The organism is Sphingomonas sp. ERG5 (assembly GCF_000803065.1).
Taxonomy (GTDB): Bacteria; Pseudomonadota; Alphaproteobacteria; order Sphingomonadales; family Sphingomonadaceae; genus Sphingomonas.
This window is the reverse complement of record NZ_JSXI01000010.1, coordinates 36,983-54,975: the sequence shown is the minus strand read 5'-3', so window position 1 is coordinate 54,975 and position 17,993 is coordinate 36,983. Positions and strand designations below refer to the sequence as shown.

The following is a 17,993-nucleotide window of genomic DNA, read 5'->3' as shown; positions in this document are numbered from 1 at the left end:
CCCCCCCCCCATGCTAACATAGCTTCTACAATAGTCTGCCTGCCTCACCTCGGGGGAGATTGGGCGAGGCGGTGTCGAGTAAAGGAGGCTGCACGGGGTCGGCAGCTTTCGGCCCTCATTACCGGAAAGCAGACACTGCGGAATGAGCGATATTTGGGCGGGTTGTGAGACTGCATTTGGTGTTACAGTGACACGTGCGCCACCCCCCTTTTACTCTGGTGGGTTAAGCGATAGCTTCGCACCACGGCCCGTCTCGCTCACATCGTCTTCCCAGCATTGCGCGTCACGTAAATCAGCGTGGTAATGGAAACCCTGGCACCGACACCGGAGGATTATCGGTGTCGTTTGGGCCGAAGGGAGGTGCATTGATTGCCAAGCCTCGCTAGCCGTAACTAATACGCTGTAGCGAGCTTCAAAAAAGCGCGATGTGTCGCACGTTGGCTCGTCAAGTGCGCGTCATGTCATTGAAAGAACATAGATATATTCCAAATCCCAGACGCTCGCCTGGCACTGGAGATATGCAACAATAGGGTGTCCCATATCTCGCCCGGCCGCCAATACTTACCTATCGACGTGCCCGCCCAAAGTGGATCGATTCACCCAACCCCCAGCCACTGCCATGCTCACCCCCATAGCGCGCGCTTCACATCGCAGGCGAAGGCCCTCCGCCAAACCGGTTGAATCGCGCAGGCCCGTCATCACGCACGCCCGGATTTGAGCAAAGCATGACCTCCACCCGCCGCCATTTCCCGATTTTCCCGCAAGCCGCCGGAAAAATTCCCGTAACGCTCCAACAAAATTCCCGCAGAAATTCCCGCAGAACGCTCAAAAAAACATTTTCCCGCAGGATTTCCCGCAGCGACGGGAAATTCAGGTCGCTGCGACCGGCAAGGCAGTGCTCCGCCGGTCGCCGGCAGGTTCAGCGTTGATACGCCTTGGGCAGCGCGCCTTCCTGTGGTTGCAGATAGCGGTCGCGCAGCATGCCCTGGCGCGTTTCGAGCGGTTGCTTGACGCCGTCGATCCACACGCTGAGCGCCGCCGTGTCGAGCTCGAGCGGGTCGCCGCTCCAGATCACCACATCGCCGCGCCGTCCCGGACGCAGCGAGCCGATTTCGCCGCCCAGCCCGATCGCCTCGGCCGGGATCGAGCTGATCGCGGCGAACGCGCTGTTCCAGTCGAGCCCGGTCGCGCCGGGCAATCTGGTCAGCGCGACCAAATTGCCGGCATATTGTTTTTCGAGCCGTGCCTGGCGTGCCTCATTGTCGTTGATCATGCCGATGCCGACCTGGACGCCCGCCGCCTTCATCCGGCCGATGTTCGACTGGGTCGATCCGAGCTGTTCGAACGATGCGGGCAGGTCGGTCAGCGCGCTGGCGATCACTGGCACATGCGCGGCGGCGATCTGCGGCGCCACCATCCAGCCTTCCGCCGCCCCGACGAACACCAGCTTCAACGCGGGCATTTCCTTTTTGAGGTCAAGCAGCACCAATATGTCGGAGGCGCGCTCGACATGGATCAGCAGCGGCATGCGCCCCGTGACCACGGCGCCCAGCGCCTCGGCATCGGCACGGGTAAGCAAGGCATTCTTGCCGAGATCGGCATAACCCGCCGGGTTGCGCGCATAATCGCGCGCCTGGGCCAGCGCGTTGCGGAACTGCGCGATCGCCGCCGGGCGGCTGCCGCCCGCGGCGCGTGCACCGGATTCGCCATATTCCATGAACTGGAAGGCGCGCGGGCGCGTCACCGCATCGCGGTCGGCGCCCAGATCGATCACTGCGCCCAGGCCGGCGAAGACGGATCCGTTATTGTCGGGCGCGACGATCGCGCGCGTCACGCCCTCGGCGCGGTTGAGCGGGATCGAACTGGTGCGCGGATTGACCGCGAGCGAAATGTCGAGCGCGGCATGGAACGGGCTGCTCGATGCGCCCGAATCATTGGTCTGCGATACGCCATCGACTTCGATGATGCCCATCCGGGTGAACCCGGCGACGATGCCCGGCGTGACCCAGCGGCCACCGGCATCGATCGTTTCCATCCCGGCCGGGGCCGCGACATTCGCGCCGGCCGCGACGATCCTGCCGTCGCGCACCACGACGGTGCCGCGTTCGATCGGCGCGCTGCCGTCGCCGATCACCAGCTTTGCGTTAACGATCGCGACCGACTGGGCGGTGGCGGGCAGTGCGGCAGCGGCGAGCAATGACGCGGCGGTGCAGAGCAGGAGGCGCTTCACTTCACATCTCCCGCGCCGGGCTGGCCAAGCTCGAAGTCGGACACCGGCCTCAGTTTCGGATTGTTCGCATCGTAGAGCAGCGCGCCGTCGATCCACACCTTGTCGGGCCGCGAATAGACACTGAACGGATTGCCGTTCCACAGCACGACATCGGCCATCTTGCCCGCTTTCAGGCTGCCGGTCCGGTCGGCGATGCCAAGTGCCTTGGCCGGATTGATCGTCAGCCATTCCCACGCCACCGCGTCGGAAATGTCGATCCCGGCGCGCCGTCCGGCGGCGAGCGCCTTGGCGACTTCCTGGTTCAACCGCTGGATGCCGTTCTCGTCGTCGCTATGGATCATCGCGCACGTGCCGGCCTTTTGCAGCAGCGCGAGATTCTCGCTGATCGCGTCATAGCTTTCCATCTTGAAGCCCCACCAGTCGGCCCAGACCGCGGCGCAGGTGCCGTTGGCCTTCAACAGGTCGCCGATCTTGTAGGCCTCGACCGCGTGGTGGAAGGCACTGACATGATAGCCGAATTCCTTGGCCATATCCATGACGATGGCCATTTCGTCGGCGCGGTAGCAATGGTTCTGCACCAGGATTTCGCCGTCGAGCACGCCACGCAGCGTGTCCATCGCGATGTCGCGCGTGGGGGCGTCGCCGCCCTCCTTCTCATATTTGTCCCATTTGCGCTTATACTCGACCGCCTTCGCCCAGGTCTGGCGATCGACCGCGATATTGCCCATCCGGGTCGATGGCTGGCGGCCCTTGCTGCCATAGACGCGCTTGGGATTCTCGCCGCACGCCATCTTCAGGCCATAGGGCGCGCCGGGGAATTTCATGCCCTGCATGGTGCGCGCATAGACATTCTTGAGCACGACCGACCGGCCGCCCATCAGGTTGGCCGATCCGGGCAGGATCTGCAGCGTGGTGACGCCGCCATTGGTCAGCGCGCGGCTGAACCCCGGGTCCTGCGGCCAGACGCTATGCTCGGCCCAGACATCGGCGGTGATCGGGCCGGTCGCTTCATTGCCGTCCGAATTGGCTTCGACCCCGGGCGAGGGATAATCGCCGAGATGGCTATGGATATCGATGATGCCGGGGGTGACGACCTTGCCGGTGCCGTCGATCACCGTTGCGCCCTCGGGCGCGGTGACGGTCTCACCGACCGCGACGATCCTGCCGTCGGCGAACAGCACCTGTCCCTTGGCGAAAGTCCCGCCTTCGCCGTCGAAGATCGTGACATTGGTGATCAGCGTCGGGGTGCCGGGATAGGCTTTGTAGGTCGAGGGATAGGGATCGTGGCTGTAGCGCTTGCCCGGGGCGGAATCGCTCGCGCTCTTCGGCTTGTCGGCATTGGCGTCGGTGGCGCAGGCCGAAAGCAGGGCGGCCATCGCACAGGCCAGCATCGCGGTGCGTGGCCCCCTCTTCGCGGCACGCAACTCCCGTGCTGCCCGAAACCCGTTCGCCATGACGCCCCCTGTTATTGGATCCGGTGTTGTCCCGGGAAGCGCCTGAAATCCGTTAGCGCGGGGCCCATGTCAACCGTCGTGTCGACCGCATCCGCACGAAATTCACCCGCCCGCCAGCCATTGCTCGGCGGCGGCGAGCGCCTTGGGATCGTCGACATCGATCCAGTCGATATCGCTGCAATCGACCACGCCCGCGGCGCGGCGCGCGGCGAGCAGGCGGACCGCATCGGTGATCGACGGTTCGGCCAGCGTTTCCAGCGCGGCGAAGAACGGCGCCCCGACCGCGAACACGCCGGTGTCGTAGCAATCATGCGGCGCCATGCCCTTGCCGATCGCGACGATCCGGTCGCCCTCGGTCGCGACGAAGGTCACGTCACCGGGGTCGACCCAAGGGTGGCCGAGCCGGCGATCGATCCCGAGATTGAGCCCGTCACCCGCGCCGGTGTCGGCCATGCGCGCATAGAGGCTGGGATCGACGAGATGGTCGCACATCGCCAGCAGCGTCGCTTCGCCCGCCAGCAACGGCGCGGCGGCAAGGGCGGACACGCCATTGGGCTGGCGCCAGTCGGCGGTCAGCGCGGTCTCGACCATGACCGGCCAGTCGCGCGCGGCAAGATGCGCCTCGATCGCGTCGGCACGATAGCCGGTCGTGACGATGACGCGGCGGATCCCCGCTGATGCCATGCGTTCGATCGCATGGTCGATCAGCGGTTTGCCGCCAACGACGCACAAGGGTTTGGAATCGGCGGCCGATCGCAGGCGGGTGCCGGCACCCGCCGCGAGCAGTACCGCCGTGGTCAGTCGATTCACGCAGCGGCGGCGATGAAGTCTTCAACCGCAAGCTGGGCCAGATCGTCGGTCATCTGGATCGGAGGGTGCTTGCAGAAATAGGCCGATGCCGGATGGATCGGGCCGCCCATGCCCCGGTCGCTGGCGAGCTTCGCGCAACGGATCATGTCGATCGCGACGCCAGCGGAATTGGGGCTGTCCTCGACCGACAGGCGCAGTTCCAGGTTCATCGGCACGCCGCCGAACATCTGGCCTTCCATGCGCAGGAAGCAGACCTTGTTGTCGTTCTGCCACGCGACATAGTCGCTCGGGCCGATATGCACATTGTCGTCGGTCAGGCGCTCGGCCGCGACCGACTGCACTGCTTCGGTCTTGGAGATCTTCTTCGATTCCAGCCGGCGATGGTTCGACATGTTGAGGAAGTCGGTGTTGCCGCCGGTGTTGAGCTGATAAGTGCGGTCGAGCTTCACGCCGCGCTTGGCGAACAGGTCGGTCAGCACGCGGTGGACGATCGTTGCGCCGAGCTGCGCCTTGATATCGTCGCCGACGATCGGCACGCCGGCGTCTTCGAAGCGCTTTGCCCATACGGCGTCGCTGGCGATGAAGACGGGGATGTTGTTGACGAACGCGACGCCCGCTTCGAGCGCGCATTCGGCATAGAATTCGGTCGCCTTCTGGCTGCCGACCGGCAGATAGTTCATCAGCACATCGGCCTTGCTCTCGCGCAGCGCGGCGACGACTTCGGCCTTGGTCGGTTGCGGCAGGTCGGCAACGATGAAGGTCCGGTCATCGGCATAATCGGCCATATGGTCAGCGACGCCGTCCAGCACATTGCCCATCTTGACCTTGACGCCGCTTGGCGGGACGTCGGCGCAGAATATCGCGGTGCAGTTCGGCTTGGCGAAGATCGCCTCGGACACATCGACGCCAACCTTGCGCGTATCGACGTCCCATGCCGCGACGACCTTGATATCGCTCGGCTTGTAGCCGCCCAGGTCCCAATGCATCAGACCGACATGGTCGTTCGATCCCTTGTGATAGAAAGCGAGACCCTGGACCAGCGAACTGGCGCAGTTGCCGATGCCGATTACCGCGACATTGATGGTTTTCATGGTTGGAGCAGTCCTTCGATATTCAAATGAGGGTATGGCGGATGGCGACCATATAGGTGCCGATGGTCAGGTATTTACAGGTGCGACGGCGCGTGGATGCACCAGATCGGCTTCGACGCGCCGATGCCAGACGAGCGTAGCAATGATCAAGAGGGTTAACGGCACGATTTCGAACCACCAGAAAAGCCGGGGATTCCCCACCAGACAGGCAATGAAGATCGCCAGAACGCGCATATTGGCGCTTTCCAGCGCCATTAATTTCATGACCGGCGCGGCGCGCAATCCATAATCCAGGCCGAAGCGCGCCGGGTCGCGGCTCGACCGCAGCGCCTGGTCGAACCGGTCCGCGACGCGGTCGATCCCGTGCGAGATCGCGTCATAGCCGCGTTCGAGCAGGCCACCGGTCCGCGCCGGCGGGGAGTCACCCGAATCGCCCCGCACGCGGCGATGGAAACGGGCGCGTTCGCCTTCGTACAGGCTCGACTGGATGACGTGCGCGGCGCCCGCGACGACCGCCAGCGCCCAGCCTTCGCCAGTGCCGATCGAGGTCGCGATCACGACATAGATGAGGATGAACACGCCATGGTCGCAAATGCCGTCGAGCAGCCGGCCAAAGGCGCTCGCGGTCTGAGTCGCGCGCGCGACCATGCCGTCCAGGCCATCGGCGATCAGCCAGGCGATCGACAGGATCAGGCCGACGACCGCGGCGATCGGCGCGTCCCAGTTCCAATAGGCAATGGCCGCCCCGATGCCGAGGGCGAGGCCGATGAACGAGACCATATTGGCCGACACGCGCCACGCAAGCGCTATCGGAAGAAGCCGCCGAGCGGTGGGATGGATCAGCCAGAGATTGGTTGGATCTTCTATCCGCCTGTCTCGGGTGCCGTCAGGCGTTGGGGGTGTCATCGGATCGCCGTCATGCCGACATGACGCTATTTTTGCAAGAGATGACGCGATGAACGGTGACGTAGCGGATACGCCACCGCCGTAACGGCTTCTTGCGACCCGGCACTACAGGCTGCGTCCGATCAGCTCCTTCATGATCTCGTTGGTTCCGCCATAGATCCGGCTGACACGGGCGGCGCGCCACATCCGTGCGATCGGATATTCGTTCATATAACCGGCGCCGCCATGCAGCTGCAGGCACTTGTCCATCACCTCCCATTGCAGTTCGGTGTGCCATAATTTGGCCGCTGCGCCCTCGACCGGGGTCAGTTCGCCGGCAAGGTGGCGCTTGATCGCCCAGTCGAGATGCGCCCAGCCGACCTGCAGCTTGGACTTGAGGTCGGCGAGCACGAAGCGGGTGTTCTGGAAATCGAACACCATGCCGGCAAAGGCCTTGCGGCTCTTGGTGAACTCGACCGTCTCGTCGAACGCCTTCTGCGCCGACGCCTGCGTGCCGACCGCGATCGACAGCCGCTCCTGCGGTAGCTGGCTCATCAGATAGATGAAGCCCTTGCCTTCCTCGCCCAGGCAATTGGTCATCGGCACGCGGACATCCTCGAAGAATAATTCGGAGGTGTCGGCGGCGTCCTGGCCGATCTTGTCGAGCTTGCGCCCGCGCTTGAACCCGTCGCGGTCGCTTTCGATCAGCAGGATCGACATGCCCTTATAGGCGGGCTTGGCATCGGGATCGGTCTTGGCGACGACCAGGATCAGGTCGGCATTCTGGCCGTTGGTGATATAGGTCTTGGATCCGTTGACGACATAATGATTGCCGTCCTTCTTCGCCGAGGTGCGGATCGCCTGCAGGTCGGATCCGGTGCCGGGCTCGGTCATCGCGATCGCGGTGATCGTCTCGCCCGAGACGAGCCGCGGCAGCCACTGCTTCTTCTGCTCTTCCGACCCGTACTGGACGATATAGTCGCACACGATGTCGGACTGGAGCGAGAAGCCGGCGGGCACGCCCTGATAGCTCATTTCCTCATCGACGATCGCGTTGTAACCGAAATCGAGGCCAAGCCCGCCATATTCCTCGGGTACGGTCGGACACAGCATCCCGATCTCGCCGGCCTTGCGCCAGAATTCCTTGGGGACGAGGCGCTTTTCCTCCCATTCGCCGACATTGGGTACGCCCTCCTTCTGCAGGAAGCTGCGCACCGTCTGGCGGAATGCCTCATGATCTTCATTATAGGCGAAGCGACCGGGAACGGCGTCGAGCATGGATAAGTCCTCTCTTGAAACCTTTTGCGTGGTTTGAGCGGCGTTGACGTTTGGGTCAAGCGGGTAGCGCTCGACAGCGCGTATCAGGGGGGTATGCTGAGGCAAAACTCTAGGAGTCCGCATGAAACTGGCCAGCCTCAAGCATGCCCACCCCAAACAGGGGCGTGACGGAAAACTCGTCATCGTCTCGAACGATCTCGCCTGGTACGCCGATGCCGGTCACATCGCGCCGACTCTCCAGGCGGCGCTCGACGACTGGGACCGGCTGCTGCCCGACCTGCAGAATCTCGCGACCGATCTCGAGCATGAGATGATCCCGATGCGGCGTTTCCACGAAAACGACGCCGCGTCGCCGCTGCCGCGCGCCTATCAATGGGCCGATGGCTCGGCCTATGTGAACCATGTCGCGCTGGTGCGTCAGGCGCGCAATGCCGAGATGCCGGAGAGCTTCTGGCACGATCCGCTGATGTATCAGGGCGGCTCGGACGGTTTTCTCGGGCCGCGCGACCCGATCCCGCTCGCCGACGAAGCCTGGGGCTGCGACCTGGAGGGCGAAGTGGTGGTGGTGACCGGCGACGTGCCGCTCGGCGCGAGTCGCGAACAGGCGCTGGCGGCGGTCCGGCTGGTCGGGCTGACCAACGACGTGTCGTTGCGCAATCTGATTCCGGGCGAACTCGCCAAGGGTTTCGGTTTCTTCCAGTCCAAGCCGGCCAGCGCTTTCTCGCCGGTGTTCGTCACCCCCGACGCGCTTGGCGACTGGTGGAAGGACGGCAAGCTGCACCGCAAGCTGATGGTCGACCTCAACGGCAAGCCATTCGGCCGCGCCGAGGCGGGTGAGGACATGACCTTCGATTTCGGTACGCTGATCGCGCACGCCGCCAAATCGCGCGCGCTCGGCGCGGGCACGATCATCGGCTCTGGCACGGTGTCGAATCGCGATAGCGACGGCGGCCCGGGCAAGCCGATCGCCGAGGGCGGTGTGGGCTATTCCTGCCTCGCCGAATTGCGCACGATCGAAACGATCAGGGGCGGCAAGCCAGTGACGCCGTTCCTGACCAAAGGCGACACGGTGCGCATCTGGGCCGAGGACGACAAGCACCACCCGATCTTCGGGGTGATCGAACAGACCGTCGGTTGAGTCTCCGCGGACGGGGAGGACTCGCTTCTCCCCGTCCGACCTTCGTCCCGTCCGACCCAATGGGCGAACCGAACGGCACGATTGGCACAGTGGCGGCACGGCAGGCCCCTCGCCAAGCGCTTTGAAATTTTATAACAAGGGATGATCATCGATTCCGCGCGTTTGCTTAAACCAGAGGCAACGCCGAAAAGACTGGAGAGGCCATGGCAAGCGACATTCCGCGCGCCAATCTGAAACCATTGTCGCTATACGTGCCGGAGCCCAAATTCCGCCCCGGTGACGCGGTCGATTTTACCGAAGTGGCGATCCCCGCCGCCGGATCGGTGCGCCGCCCCGACACTGCCGATCCCGCCGACAGCTTCATTGATCTCGCTTATGAACTGGTCCGCGTGCTCGACCATGAAAATCAGGCGGTCGGCCCGTGGAATCCGCGCCTTTCCCCGGACACGCTGCGCGGCATGCTTCGCAGCATGGCGTTGGTCCGTGCGTTCGACGAACGCATGTTCCGGGCGCAGCGCCAGGGCAAGACCAGCTTCTACATGAAGTGCACCGGGGAGGAGGCGGTCGCCGTCTCCGCTGCCTTCGCGCTCGATTATGAGGATATGTGCTTCCCCTCCTATCGCCAGCAGGGGTTGCTGATCGCACGGGGCTGGAGCCTCGTCGACATGATGAACCAGATCTATTCGAACAAGGGCGACCGGCTGCAGGGCAAGCAGCTGCCGATCATGTATTCGGTCAAGGAAGCCGGTTTCTTCTCGATCTCGGGCAATCTCGCCACGCAATATCCCCAGGCCGTGGGCTGGGCGATGGCCAGCGCCGCCAAGGGCGATACGCGCATCGCCGCGACCTGGTGCGGTGAGGGTTCGACCGCCGAGGGCGATTTCCATTCCGCCTGCACCTTTGCCAGCGTCTATCGTGCGCCGGTGATCTTCAACGTGGTCAACAATCAATGGGCGATTTCGAGCTTTTCCGGTTTCGCCGGCGCCGAATCGACCACGTTCGCGGCGCGTGCGGTCGGCTATGGCATTGCCGGCCTGCGCGTCGACGGTAACGATGCGCTCGCCGTCTATGCCGCGACCGCTTGGGCGGCCGAGCGTGCGCGGACCAATCAGGGCCCGACCCTGATCGAGCATTTCACCTATCGCGCCGAGGGGCACTCGACCTCCGACGATCCCGGCCAGTACCGCTCCGAAGGTGAACCGACCGCCTGGCCGCTCGGCGACCCGGTCAAGCGGCTCAAGGACCATCTCATCGCGATCGGCGAATGGGATGAGGAGCGCCACGTGGCGCAGGACAAGGAGCTCGCCGAGCAGGTCAAGGCGGCACAGAAGGAAGCCGAAAAGAACGGCATTCTCGGTCACGGCCTGCACCAGCCGCTCGATACGCTGTTCGACGGCGTGTTCGAGGAAATGCCCTGGCACTTGCGCGAGCAACAGGCGCAGATGATCGCGGAAGAGACGGCCTCGGGCCGCCCATGGGCACGCAAGTCATGAGTGAGATGATCGAAACCGCAACGCCGCAGGATGACGCCGAAGGCGGCACGGCGCGCATGAACATGATCCAGGCGATCAATTCCGCCATGGAAGTGGTCATGGCGCGCGATCCCGACGTGATCGTGATGGGCGAGGATGTCGGCTATTTCGGCGGTGTGTTCCGCGCCACCGCTGGCCTGCAGGAAAAATTCGGCAAGACCCGCGTGTTCGATACGCCGATCACCGAATGCGGCATCATCGGCGTGGCGGTCGGCATGGGCGCTTATGGCCTGCGCCCGGTGCCCGAGATTCAGTTCGCCGATTACATCTATCCCGCGCTCGACCAGCTCGTCTCGGAAGCAGCGCGGCTGCGCTATCGCTCGGATGGGGAATTCACCTCGCCGATCACCGTGCGCTCGCCCTTTGGCGGCGGCATCTTCGGCGGGCAGACGCATTCGCAGAGCCCCGAGGGCATCTTCACGCATGTCTCGGGCATCAAGACGGTCATTCCATCGACCCCGTACGACGCCAAGGGCCTGCTGATCGCGGCGATCGAGGATAATGACCCGACGCTCTTCTTCGAACCGAAGCGCATCTATAACGGCCCGTTCGACGGCCATTGGGATCGCCCGGCGCAGAATTGGTCGAAGCATCCGGCGGGTGAAGTGCCGACCGGTTACTACAAGATCGAACTGGGCAAGGCGAAGATCGTCCGCGCCGGCGATGCGCTGACCATCCTTGCCTATGGCACGATGGTGCATGTGTGCATGGCGGTGGTGACCGATGCCGGTGTCGATGCCGAGATCATCGACCTGCGCACGCTGGTGCCGCTCGACATCGAGACGATCGAAGCGTCGGTGAAGAAGACCGGCCGCTGCATGATCGTGCATGAGGCGACGCGTACCAGCGGGTTCGGCGCGGAATTGTCGGCGCTGGTGCAGGAACGCTGCTTCTATCATCTCGAAGCGCCGATCGAGCGCGTGACCGGCTTCGACACGCCGTATCCGCACAGTCTCGAATGGGCCTATTTCCCCGGCCCGGTGCGGATCGGCGAAGCGCTCAAGAAAGTGATGCGAGACTAAAGCCGATACATTCACCCCGTTCGCTTCGAGCGAAGTCGAGAAGCGGGGCTGGAGACGGATTTTTCGACTTCTTTCGAAACGAACGGAATACTGGGATGGCACGCTTCGAATTCAAACTGCCCGATATCGGCGAAGGCATTTCCGAGGCCGAGATCGTCGCGTGGCACGTCAAGGTCGGTGACCGGGTCGAGGAGGATCAGGGCCTGGCCGACATGATGACCGACAAGGCGACGGTCGAAATGGAATCACCAGTGTCCGGCACGGTGATCGAGCTCGCCGGCGAAGTCGGCGACCAGGTGTCGATCGGTTCACCGCTGGTGGTGATCGAGACCGACGCGGCCGAAGGCGAAGCGCCGGCAAGCGATGCCGCCGCCCGCGCCGAACTGGCGCAGGATGTCGCCGAGCAGATGGGCGCGGAAAATCCCGGTGCCGAGGGCGTGGCCGAAACGCCGGCTCCTGCGGAGCGGCACTCTCCCGCGCCCTTCGTTTCGAGCGAAGTCGAGAAACCTGTCCCGGCGCCGCAGCCGGGTGCGCCTGCCGCCGTACCGGCTCAGGCCGCCACTCACGCCGCCGCTCACGCTCTTGCCTCGCCGGCTGTGCGCGCCCGTGCCACCGATCTCGGCATCGACCTCACACAGGTCAAGACCGAGGGCGACCGCGTGCGCCATGCGGACCTCGATGCCTTCCTGCGCTATGGCTCGGGTCAGGGCTATCAGGCGCCGCACGCCAACAATGCCCGCGCCGATGAGCCGATCAAGGTCATCGGCATGCGTCGCAAGATTGCCGAGAACATGGCCGCGTCGAAGCGCGCCATCCCGCATTTCACCTATGTCGACGAAATCGACGTCACCGCGCTCGAGGAAATGCGCGCCGACCTCAACGACAATCGCGGCGGCCGGCCCAAGCTGACCATGTTGCCGCTGCTGATCGTCGCGATCTGCAAGACCATTCCCGACTTCCCGATGATCAACGCGCGCTATGACGATGAGGCGGGCGTGGTCACGCGCCACGGCCAGATCCATCTCGGCATGGCGACGCAGACTCCGGCGGGTCTGATGGTCCCGGTGATTCGCGATGCGCAGGACCGCAATGTCTGGCAGCTCGCGACCGAGATCGGCCGCCTCGCCGAGGCGGCACGCACCGGCAAGGCCAAGGTTGAGGAATTGTCGGGTTCGACCCTGACCATCACGTCGCTCGGGCCGCTCGGCGGCATCGCTACCACCCCGGTGATCAACCGGCCCGAGGTTGCGATCATCGGTCCGAACAAGATCGTCGAACGTCCCGTCTTTGCCAAAAATTCTCATGGGGGCGATGAAATTCGCCGCGCCAAGCTGATGAACCTGTCGATCAGCTGCGACCACCGCGTCGTCGATGGCTGGGACGCGGCGAGCTTCGTTCAGGGCCTTAAGAAGTACCTCGAAACGCCGGTCCTGCTGTTCGCCAATTAAAGGGCACGCTCCCCGGTGCGAGCCGGGGAGCCGCCGCCTACCTGTTCCACCGCTTCATGATGCGTTGACCCTCCGTCACCATCCGCTTCCCCTCGGCCAGCGCGGCCTGATTGTCCCGCACCAGCTGGTTCCACCGCTCGATATGATGGTTGAATGATGCCAGATCGCTCTGGTTGGTAAACATCAGCCGAGTCCCCTGTGCGCGCCAATTGCGTCTGGCCAGCGTCTGGCAAATGGCCTGCCCCTCATCGAGCTGCGCTTTGACGATCGTCGCCGAATTGTTGATCCGGGCGATCGCTGGATCTATCGCGTCGGCCATTCCCTTGCTGATTTCACGTCGGGCCGCGACGGGTATGTCGGCCGTCCCGATGTCCTTGCCCACCTGTCGTGCAGCGGCGCGTATTCTGGCGACCCTTGCATCGACCGCTGGCTTTTCGCGCCCGAACCGGGCGCAGTCCTTGAGTAGAGACGGATCGTCTTCGATTCCCGGGGCTGCGATCCGGTTTATGCCGATCGCATCCAACTTGCTTGTCTGTTCTTGCCCGATATCGTTGAGCGTCTTGAAATAGCGGAGGAATATCCGTGATACAGGACCGCGATCGGCATTTGGCGGCAGCTTGATCTGGCCATCATCGGTGATCTCGATCTCGGCCAACATCAAAAGATCGCGGCGGATCACAGCATTGTCCAACTCGATCCGCGTCGTCGTCGCGAACACGCAGAGCAGGGCGATTCCGGCGAGACTCCCCACTTGCCAGCTGACGCTGGCATGGCGGATCGTGATGACCCAGGCCAGACCATAGACAAGAATGGTCAGTCCGATTGCGCCGCCGACCAGAAAGGCAAGCGATTCACCCGCATAACGCCCATCATGCGTGCCGCCGAAGGTGCCGATCAGTATGATGATCGCGACCAGGATGATGGCGATCAGCGGGTGTCCGTCCTTCGCCGTCAGGTCGCGTTCCCAATCCTCGAGCGCTGCCGCGTCAGGATCCGCCTTGCGAAAAAATGCCATTTACGCCCCCCGTCGGGGTCACTGGTGGCATTGGCGGTTTCCGTTTCGCAAGCGAAATCGTTGGCCCATATCGCCTCCGCGCGAAATCCAGCTACAGCCCGAGCTTGCGCTCCAGCCACCGTGCCGCCTCTTCGGGCGAGGCCTTGTTGGTATCGCGGTCGACCATGTAATTCGCCTCCCGCATCGCCTCGACCGGCACTTTGCCGATCAGCGGCCGCAACGCGGCGGCAAAGCGCGCATCCGCGGCGCGGCGTGGGGCAAGCAGCAGGATCGCGTCATAACCGGGGATCGCACCCTTCGGGTCGGCCAGCACGGTCAATTTGTCCGCCGCGATCCGCCCATCCGAGGAAAAGGCCGGAATCACATCCGCCGTGCCGCTGGCCAGCGCGCGATACATGAAGGTCGGCTGATAGGGCTGCGCCGATGCGAAGCGCAGATCGTACGCCTTGCGCACCGCCGCCCATTCGGGCCGTTCGAGAAATTCGATATCGGTCGCCAGCTTCAGCCGGGGCGCGATCGCGGTCAGGTCGGCGATGCTGGTCACCCCGCGGCGCTCGGCATCGGCACTACGCATCGCAAAGGCATAGCTGTTCTCGAACCCGAGACTGCCGAGCAAATGGATGCCGTGCTGCTGCTTCGCCCAGGCGCCGACTCCCGCGACGATCGCTGCGCGGGGCGGCACATCGTTGCGCTTCATCTCGTTGGTCCAGATCGTGCCCGAATAATCGACATAGGCATCGACATCGCCGCCCGCGGTCGCATTGAACGCCACGACCGACCCCAGGCCCTCGCGATAATCGACCCGGTATCCGGCCTTTTCCAGCTGATGTCCGATCAGCCGGGCCAGGATATACTGCTCCGAAAAGCCCTTCGCACCGACCACCACCGTTTCGGCGCCGGCGCGGGGCCACATTGGCGCCAGCGCGGCGATCACGCCAAGCGCCAGCACGCCGCCGGCGATCCATGCGCGCCGGCGCTTGCGCACCGCGATGCCATGCTCGATCACCCCGAGCAGCGCATCGACCGCCAGCGCCAGCGCCGCCGCGCTCAGGCAGCCGGCCAGCACCAGCGCCCAGTTCTGCGTCTGCAATCCGGCAAAGATCATATCGCCAAGGCTTGGCTGACCGACCGTGGTCGACAGGGTGGCGGCGCCGATCGTCCATACCGCGGCGGTACGGATTCCCGCCATCAGCACGGGCGCGACCAGAGGCGCCTCGACCAGCCGCAATTTCTGCCACGCGGTCATGCCCACCCCGTCCGCCGCCTCGATCACGGCGGGATCGAGGCCGATCAGCCCGGTGACGCCGTTCCGCAGGATCGGCAGCAGCGCATAGAGCGTCAGTGCGAGCAGCGAGGGCAGGAAGCCCAAGGCAGGAATGCCGCCGCCGATCAGGGTCGAGAGCGACAGCAGCAGGGGATAGAAGAGCGCGAGCAGCGCCAGCGAGGGGATCGTCTGGACCAGGCTGGCGAACCCCAGCGCGACGCGTGCGACCAGTGGTCGGCGCGCTGACCAGATCGCCAGCGGCAGGCTGATCACTAGGCCAAGCGCAAGCGCCGATGCCGCGAGCAGCAGATGTGCGGCGAGCAGGTCGGGCACTCGCGCGAAGGCGGCAAAGAACGGGCTGTTCATGTGTCGCGCTCCAGCGCGATCAGGCGGCGGCTCTGTTCGCGCGGTACCGCGACCAGCGCATCCGCCGCCGTGCCGCCATCGCCCGCCAGCAAGCCGCGCGGTGTCGCGTCGGCGACGATCCTGCCCGCCTCCATCACCAGCACCCGGTCGGCGAGCAGCAGCGCCTCGGCCATGTCGTGCGTGACCATGATGGTGGTCAGGCCAAGCCGGTCGTGCAGCGCGCGAATCGCCGTGCCGAGTTGATCGCGCGTCACTGGATCAAGCGCGCCGAACGGCTCGTCCATCAGCATCAGTCCCGGCGCGGTGGCCAATGCGCGCGCCACGCCGACGCGCTGGCGCTGTCCGCCCGAGAGTTCGTCGGGCATACGCGCGGCAAAGCCGGCGGGCAGATCGACCAGCTCGAGCAATTCGGCGACGCGCCGCGCCCGGGTGATTGTGTCGCCGTCGTTCGACAGCTTCAGGCCGATCGCGATATTGTCCGCCACGCTGAGATGCGGGAACAGGCCGATATTCTGGAAGACATAGCCGATCCGGCGGCGCAGCGCGTGCGGCTCGACCGACTGCACCGCCTCGCCGGCAATGGTGACGCGACCGGCGCTTGGTTCGATCAGCCGGTTGATCATCTTGAGCAAGGTCGACTTGCCCGATCCCGATGCGCCGACCAGCGCGACGAAGCTGCCCGAGGCGATCTCGACCGATACCGAATCGACTGCGACCGTACCGCCAATGACGGATTTGGCCGGATATGATTTGGTGACGCCGTCGAATGCGACCGAAGGACCGGGCTTGGAGCTGTCTGGCATCGGCGACGATAGTGCGGGAGGACGCGCGGCGCGTCAACGAAGTGCGCGGGGCTCGATTCAGTACCGGCGCTGAATGCGACAGCGCTCCGGCGCGCCGATGCGATTCGGTGCCGGCTCTTTCTCATGACGATAGTGACTGACGCGTGGCGCCATCGCTGCGTGCGATAACAGGACCTGTTTCGACCTGTTATCGCGTCCATTTTCCACCTGTTATCACCTGTTATTCGAAGAACAGGTGGAAGGGGTTCAAGGGTTTGAAAACAAGCGGTAATTTCTCGCTGAAAATCCAACTTAACAGGAGAAGATTTTCCGGCCCGATTAACAGGTGATAACAGGCGTCGCGCGCCGCCTTGGGGACACTAGGATGTCGATCGGGATCGGTCGTGCAATCGGCGGCTTGTCCAACCCGCCCCGTTCCGCATAGATCGCAGCGAAATTGACACGATCGATGCCGGAACTGGCCCGGCGCGAGAGCGAAGAGGGAAACAGGGATGGCGGACGGCGTGCAGAAGGCGATCTTCATCACCGGCGGCGGATCGGGAATCGGGCGGGCGACGGCGATCCTGTTCGCGGCGCGCGGCTGGCGGGTCGGGCTGGCCGATGTCAATGTGACTGGCCTGGCCGACACTGCGGCGCTGCTGCCGGCGGGCATGGTCTCGACTTATACGATGGACGTGCGCGACCGCGACGCCTGGGTTGCGAGCCTCGACGCATTCACCGCGACCAGCGGCGGCCGGCTTGACGTGCTGTTCAACAATGCCGGGATCGGCACTGGCGGACCGATCGCGCAGATGAGCTTCGAGGATATGGACCGCACCGTCTCGATCAATCTGATGGGGGTGCTGAATGGCGCGCGGATCGGCCATGCCTATCTCGTCCGGACGCCCGGCTCGTGCCTGCTCAACACCGCCTCGGCCTCGGCGATCTATGGCTCGGCGGGACTCGCGCCCTATTCGGCGACCAAATTCGGCGTGCGCGCGCTGACCGAAGCGCTCGATGGCGAATGGTCGGCCGACGGGATCAAGGTGCGCGACATCGTTCCGGCCTTTATCGAAACGCCGCTGCTCAACTCGCCCGCCGGCGGCTCGAATCGGTCGATTCGCGAAACGGTGACCGGCGCGGGGCTCGAACTGACTTCGGCCGATGTGGTGGCGCAGGCCGCCTGGGACGCGGTGCATGGCGACAAGGTCCACACCTATGTCGGCAAGACCGCCCACCGCATGGCCTTCGCCGCGCGCTGGATGCCCGGCAGGCTGCGCAAGATGATGCAACGCGGCGTCGGCGCGGCGGAGTAAGGTCTCCTCCCCGGAACGGGGAGGATTAAGAAACCAACCCGTCGATCGCCTCAGCCATGTCCACGTCGCGGTGCGACAGCCCGCCGGCGTCGTGTGTGGTGAGCAAGATTTCGACCCGGTTCCACACGTTCGACCATTCGGGGTGATGGTCGGCCTTTTCAGCGAGCAGGGCGACGCGCGTCATGAACGCGAACGCCTCGCTGAAATCGGCAAAAGTGATGGTGCGGGTGATCGCGTCGCGCGCTTCATCATAATCCCACTCGTCCAGCGCATCGAGCGCTTCGGCGCGCTCCTCTTCGCTCAGCGGTTCGATCGTCCCCGTCACGTCTTCCTCCTGCTGGCGCCGCTTGCGCCTTGGCCTT

The 17,993-nt window shown here is 64.3% G+C and carries 15 protein-coding genes; 5 read left to right on the top strand and 10 right to left on the bottom strand.

What is annotated here, in order from left to right; genetic code table 11:
- Positions 1-919 precede the first annotated feature (919 nt).
- The 6 genes from OO12_RS02490 to OO12_RS02465 all read right to left on the bottom strand — a co-directional run bounded on the left by OO12_RS02490 (position 920) and on the right by OO12_RS02465 (position 7,748).
- Positions 920-2,230: an amidohydrolase family protein gene (locus OO12_RS02490; RefSeq protein ID WP_034157054.1), complete on the bottom strand. Its 1,311-nt coding sequence runs from the start codon at positions 2,228-2,230 to the stop codon at positions 920-922.
- Positions 2,227-3,621: an amidohydrolase gene (locus OO12_RS02485; RefSeq protein ID WP_034157053.1), complete on the bottom strand. Its 1,395-nt coding sequence runs from the start codon at positions 3,619-3,621 to the stop codon at positions 2,227-2,229. The genes OO12_RS02490 and OO12_RS02485 overlap by 4 nt, the downstream gene beginning before the upstream one ends.
- Positions 3,622-3,786: 165 nt before the next feature.
- Positions 3,787-4,494 (bottom strand): phosphocholine cytidylyltransferase family protein, encoded by a 708-nt coding sequence (locus OO12_RS02480; protein WP_235364656.1) that lies wholly within the window; start codon positions 4,492-4,494, stop codon positions 3,787-3,789.
- Positions 4,491-5,585, bottom strand: a complete 1,095-nt coding sequence (locus tag OO12_RS02475) for an inositol-3-phosphate synthase (RefSeq protein ID WP_034157052.1) — start codon at positions 5,583-5,585, stop codon at positions 4,491-4,493. Before OO12_RS02475 ends, OO12_RS02480 begins: the two co-directional genes overlap by 4 nt.
- A gap of 66 nt (positions 5,586-5,651) precedes the next feature.
- Positions 5,652-6,377, bottom strand: a complete 726-nt coding sequence (locus OO12_RS02470) for a CDP-alcohol phosphatidyltransferase family protein (protein WP_235364655.1) — start codon at positions 6,375-6,377, stop codon at positions 5,652-5,654.
- Between the two features lie 219 nt (positions 6,378-6,596).
- Positions 6,597-7,748 (bottom strand): acyl-CoA dehydrogenase family protein, encoded by a 1,152-nt coding sequence (locus tag OO12_RS02465; protein WP_034157050.1) that lies wholly within the window; start codon positions 7,746-7,748, stop codon positions 6,597-6,599.
- 121 nt (positions 7,749-7,869) lie between these two features.
- Between OO12_RS02465 and OO12_RS02460 the strand changes: the two genes are divergently transcribed.
- From OO12_RS02460 to OO12_RS02445, 4 genes are all read left to right on the top strand, one after another.
- Positions 7,870-8,886, top strand: a complete 1,017-nt coding sequence (locus tag OO12_RS02460; RefSeq protein ID WP_034157049.1) for a fumarylacetoacetate hydrolase family protein — start codon at positions 7,870-7,872, stop codon at positions 8,884-8,886.
- A 203-nt stretch (positions 8,887-9,089) separates the two neighbouring features.
- Complete coding sequence (locus tag OO12_RS02455) at positions 9,090-10,379, top strand: 3-methyl-2-oxobutanoate dehydrogenase (2-methylpropanoyl-transferring) subunit alpha (protein WP_034157048.1); 1,290 nt, start codon at positions 9,090-9,092, stop codon at positions 10,377-10,379.
- A gap of 56 nt (positions 10,380-10,435) precedes the next feature.
- A complete protein-coding gene (locus OO12_RS02450; protein ID WP_034157064.1) occupies positions 10,436-11,440 on the top strand; it encodes an alpha-ketoacid dehydrogenase subunit beta in 1,005 nt (334 codons plus the stop codon).
- A gap of 95 nt (positions 11,441-11,535) precedes the next feature.
- Positions 11,536-12,888: a dihydrolipoamide acetyltransferase family protein gene (locus OO12_RS02445; protein ID WP_034157047.1), complete on the top strand. Its 1,353-nt coding sequence runs from the start codon at positions 11,536-11,538 to the stop codon at positions 12,886-12,888.
- 37 nt (positions 12,889-12,925) lie between these two features.
- Here OO12_RS02445 and OO12_RS02440 read toward each other — a convergent pair whose 3' ends face one another.
- The 3 genes from OO12_RS02440 to OO12_RS02430 all read right to left on the bottom strand — a co-directional run bounded on the left by OO12_RS02440 (position 12,926) and on the right by OO12_RS02430 (position 16,336).
- Positions 12,926-13,903 carry a hypothetical protein gene (locus OO12_RS02440; protein ID WP_034157046.1) on the bottom strand — a complete coding sequence of 326 codons (978 nt, stop codon included), beginning with the start codon at positions 13,901-13,903 and terminating at the stop codon, positions 12,926-12,928.
- 91 nt (positions 13,904-13,994) lie between these two features.
- The gene (locus OO12_RS02435; protein ID WP_034157045.1) at positions 13,995-15,533 is read right to left on the bottom strand and encodes an ABC transporter permease/substrate-binding protein; all 1,539 of its coding nucleotides are present in this window, start codon (positions 15,531-15,533) and stop codon (positions 13,995-13,997) included.
- Positions 15,530-16,336 (bottom strand): ATP-binding cassette domain-containing protein, encoded by an 807-nt coding sequence (locus OO12_RS02430; protein WP_034157044.1) that lies wholly within the window; start codon positions 16,334-16,336, stop codon positions 15,530-15,532. The genes OO12_RS02435 and OO12_RS02430 overlap by 4 nt, the downstream gene beginning before the upstream one ends.
- Positions 16,337-16,827: 491 nt before the next feature.
- Between OO12_RS02430 and OO12_RS02425 the strand changes: the two genes are divergently transcribed.
- Positions 16,828-17,631: an SDR family oxidoreductase gene (locus OO12_RS02425; RefSeq protein WP_200887367.1), complete on the top strand. Its 804-nt coding sequence runs from the start codon at positions 16,828-16,830 to the stop codon at positions 17,629-17,631.
- 25 nt (positions 17,632-17,656) lie between these two features.
- Here the strand turns inward: OO12_RS02425 and OO12_RS02420 are convergent, their stop codons facing one another.
- Positions 17,657-17,956 carry a 4a-hydroxytetrahydrobiopterin dehydratase gene (locus OO12_RS02420; RefSeq protein WP_034157043.1) on the bottom strand — a complete coding sequence of 100 codons (300 nt, stop codon included), beginning with the start codon at positions 17,954-17,956 and terminating at the stop codon, positions 17,657-17,659.
- Positions 17,957-17,993: the final 37 nt, after the last annotated feature.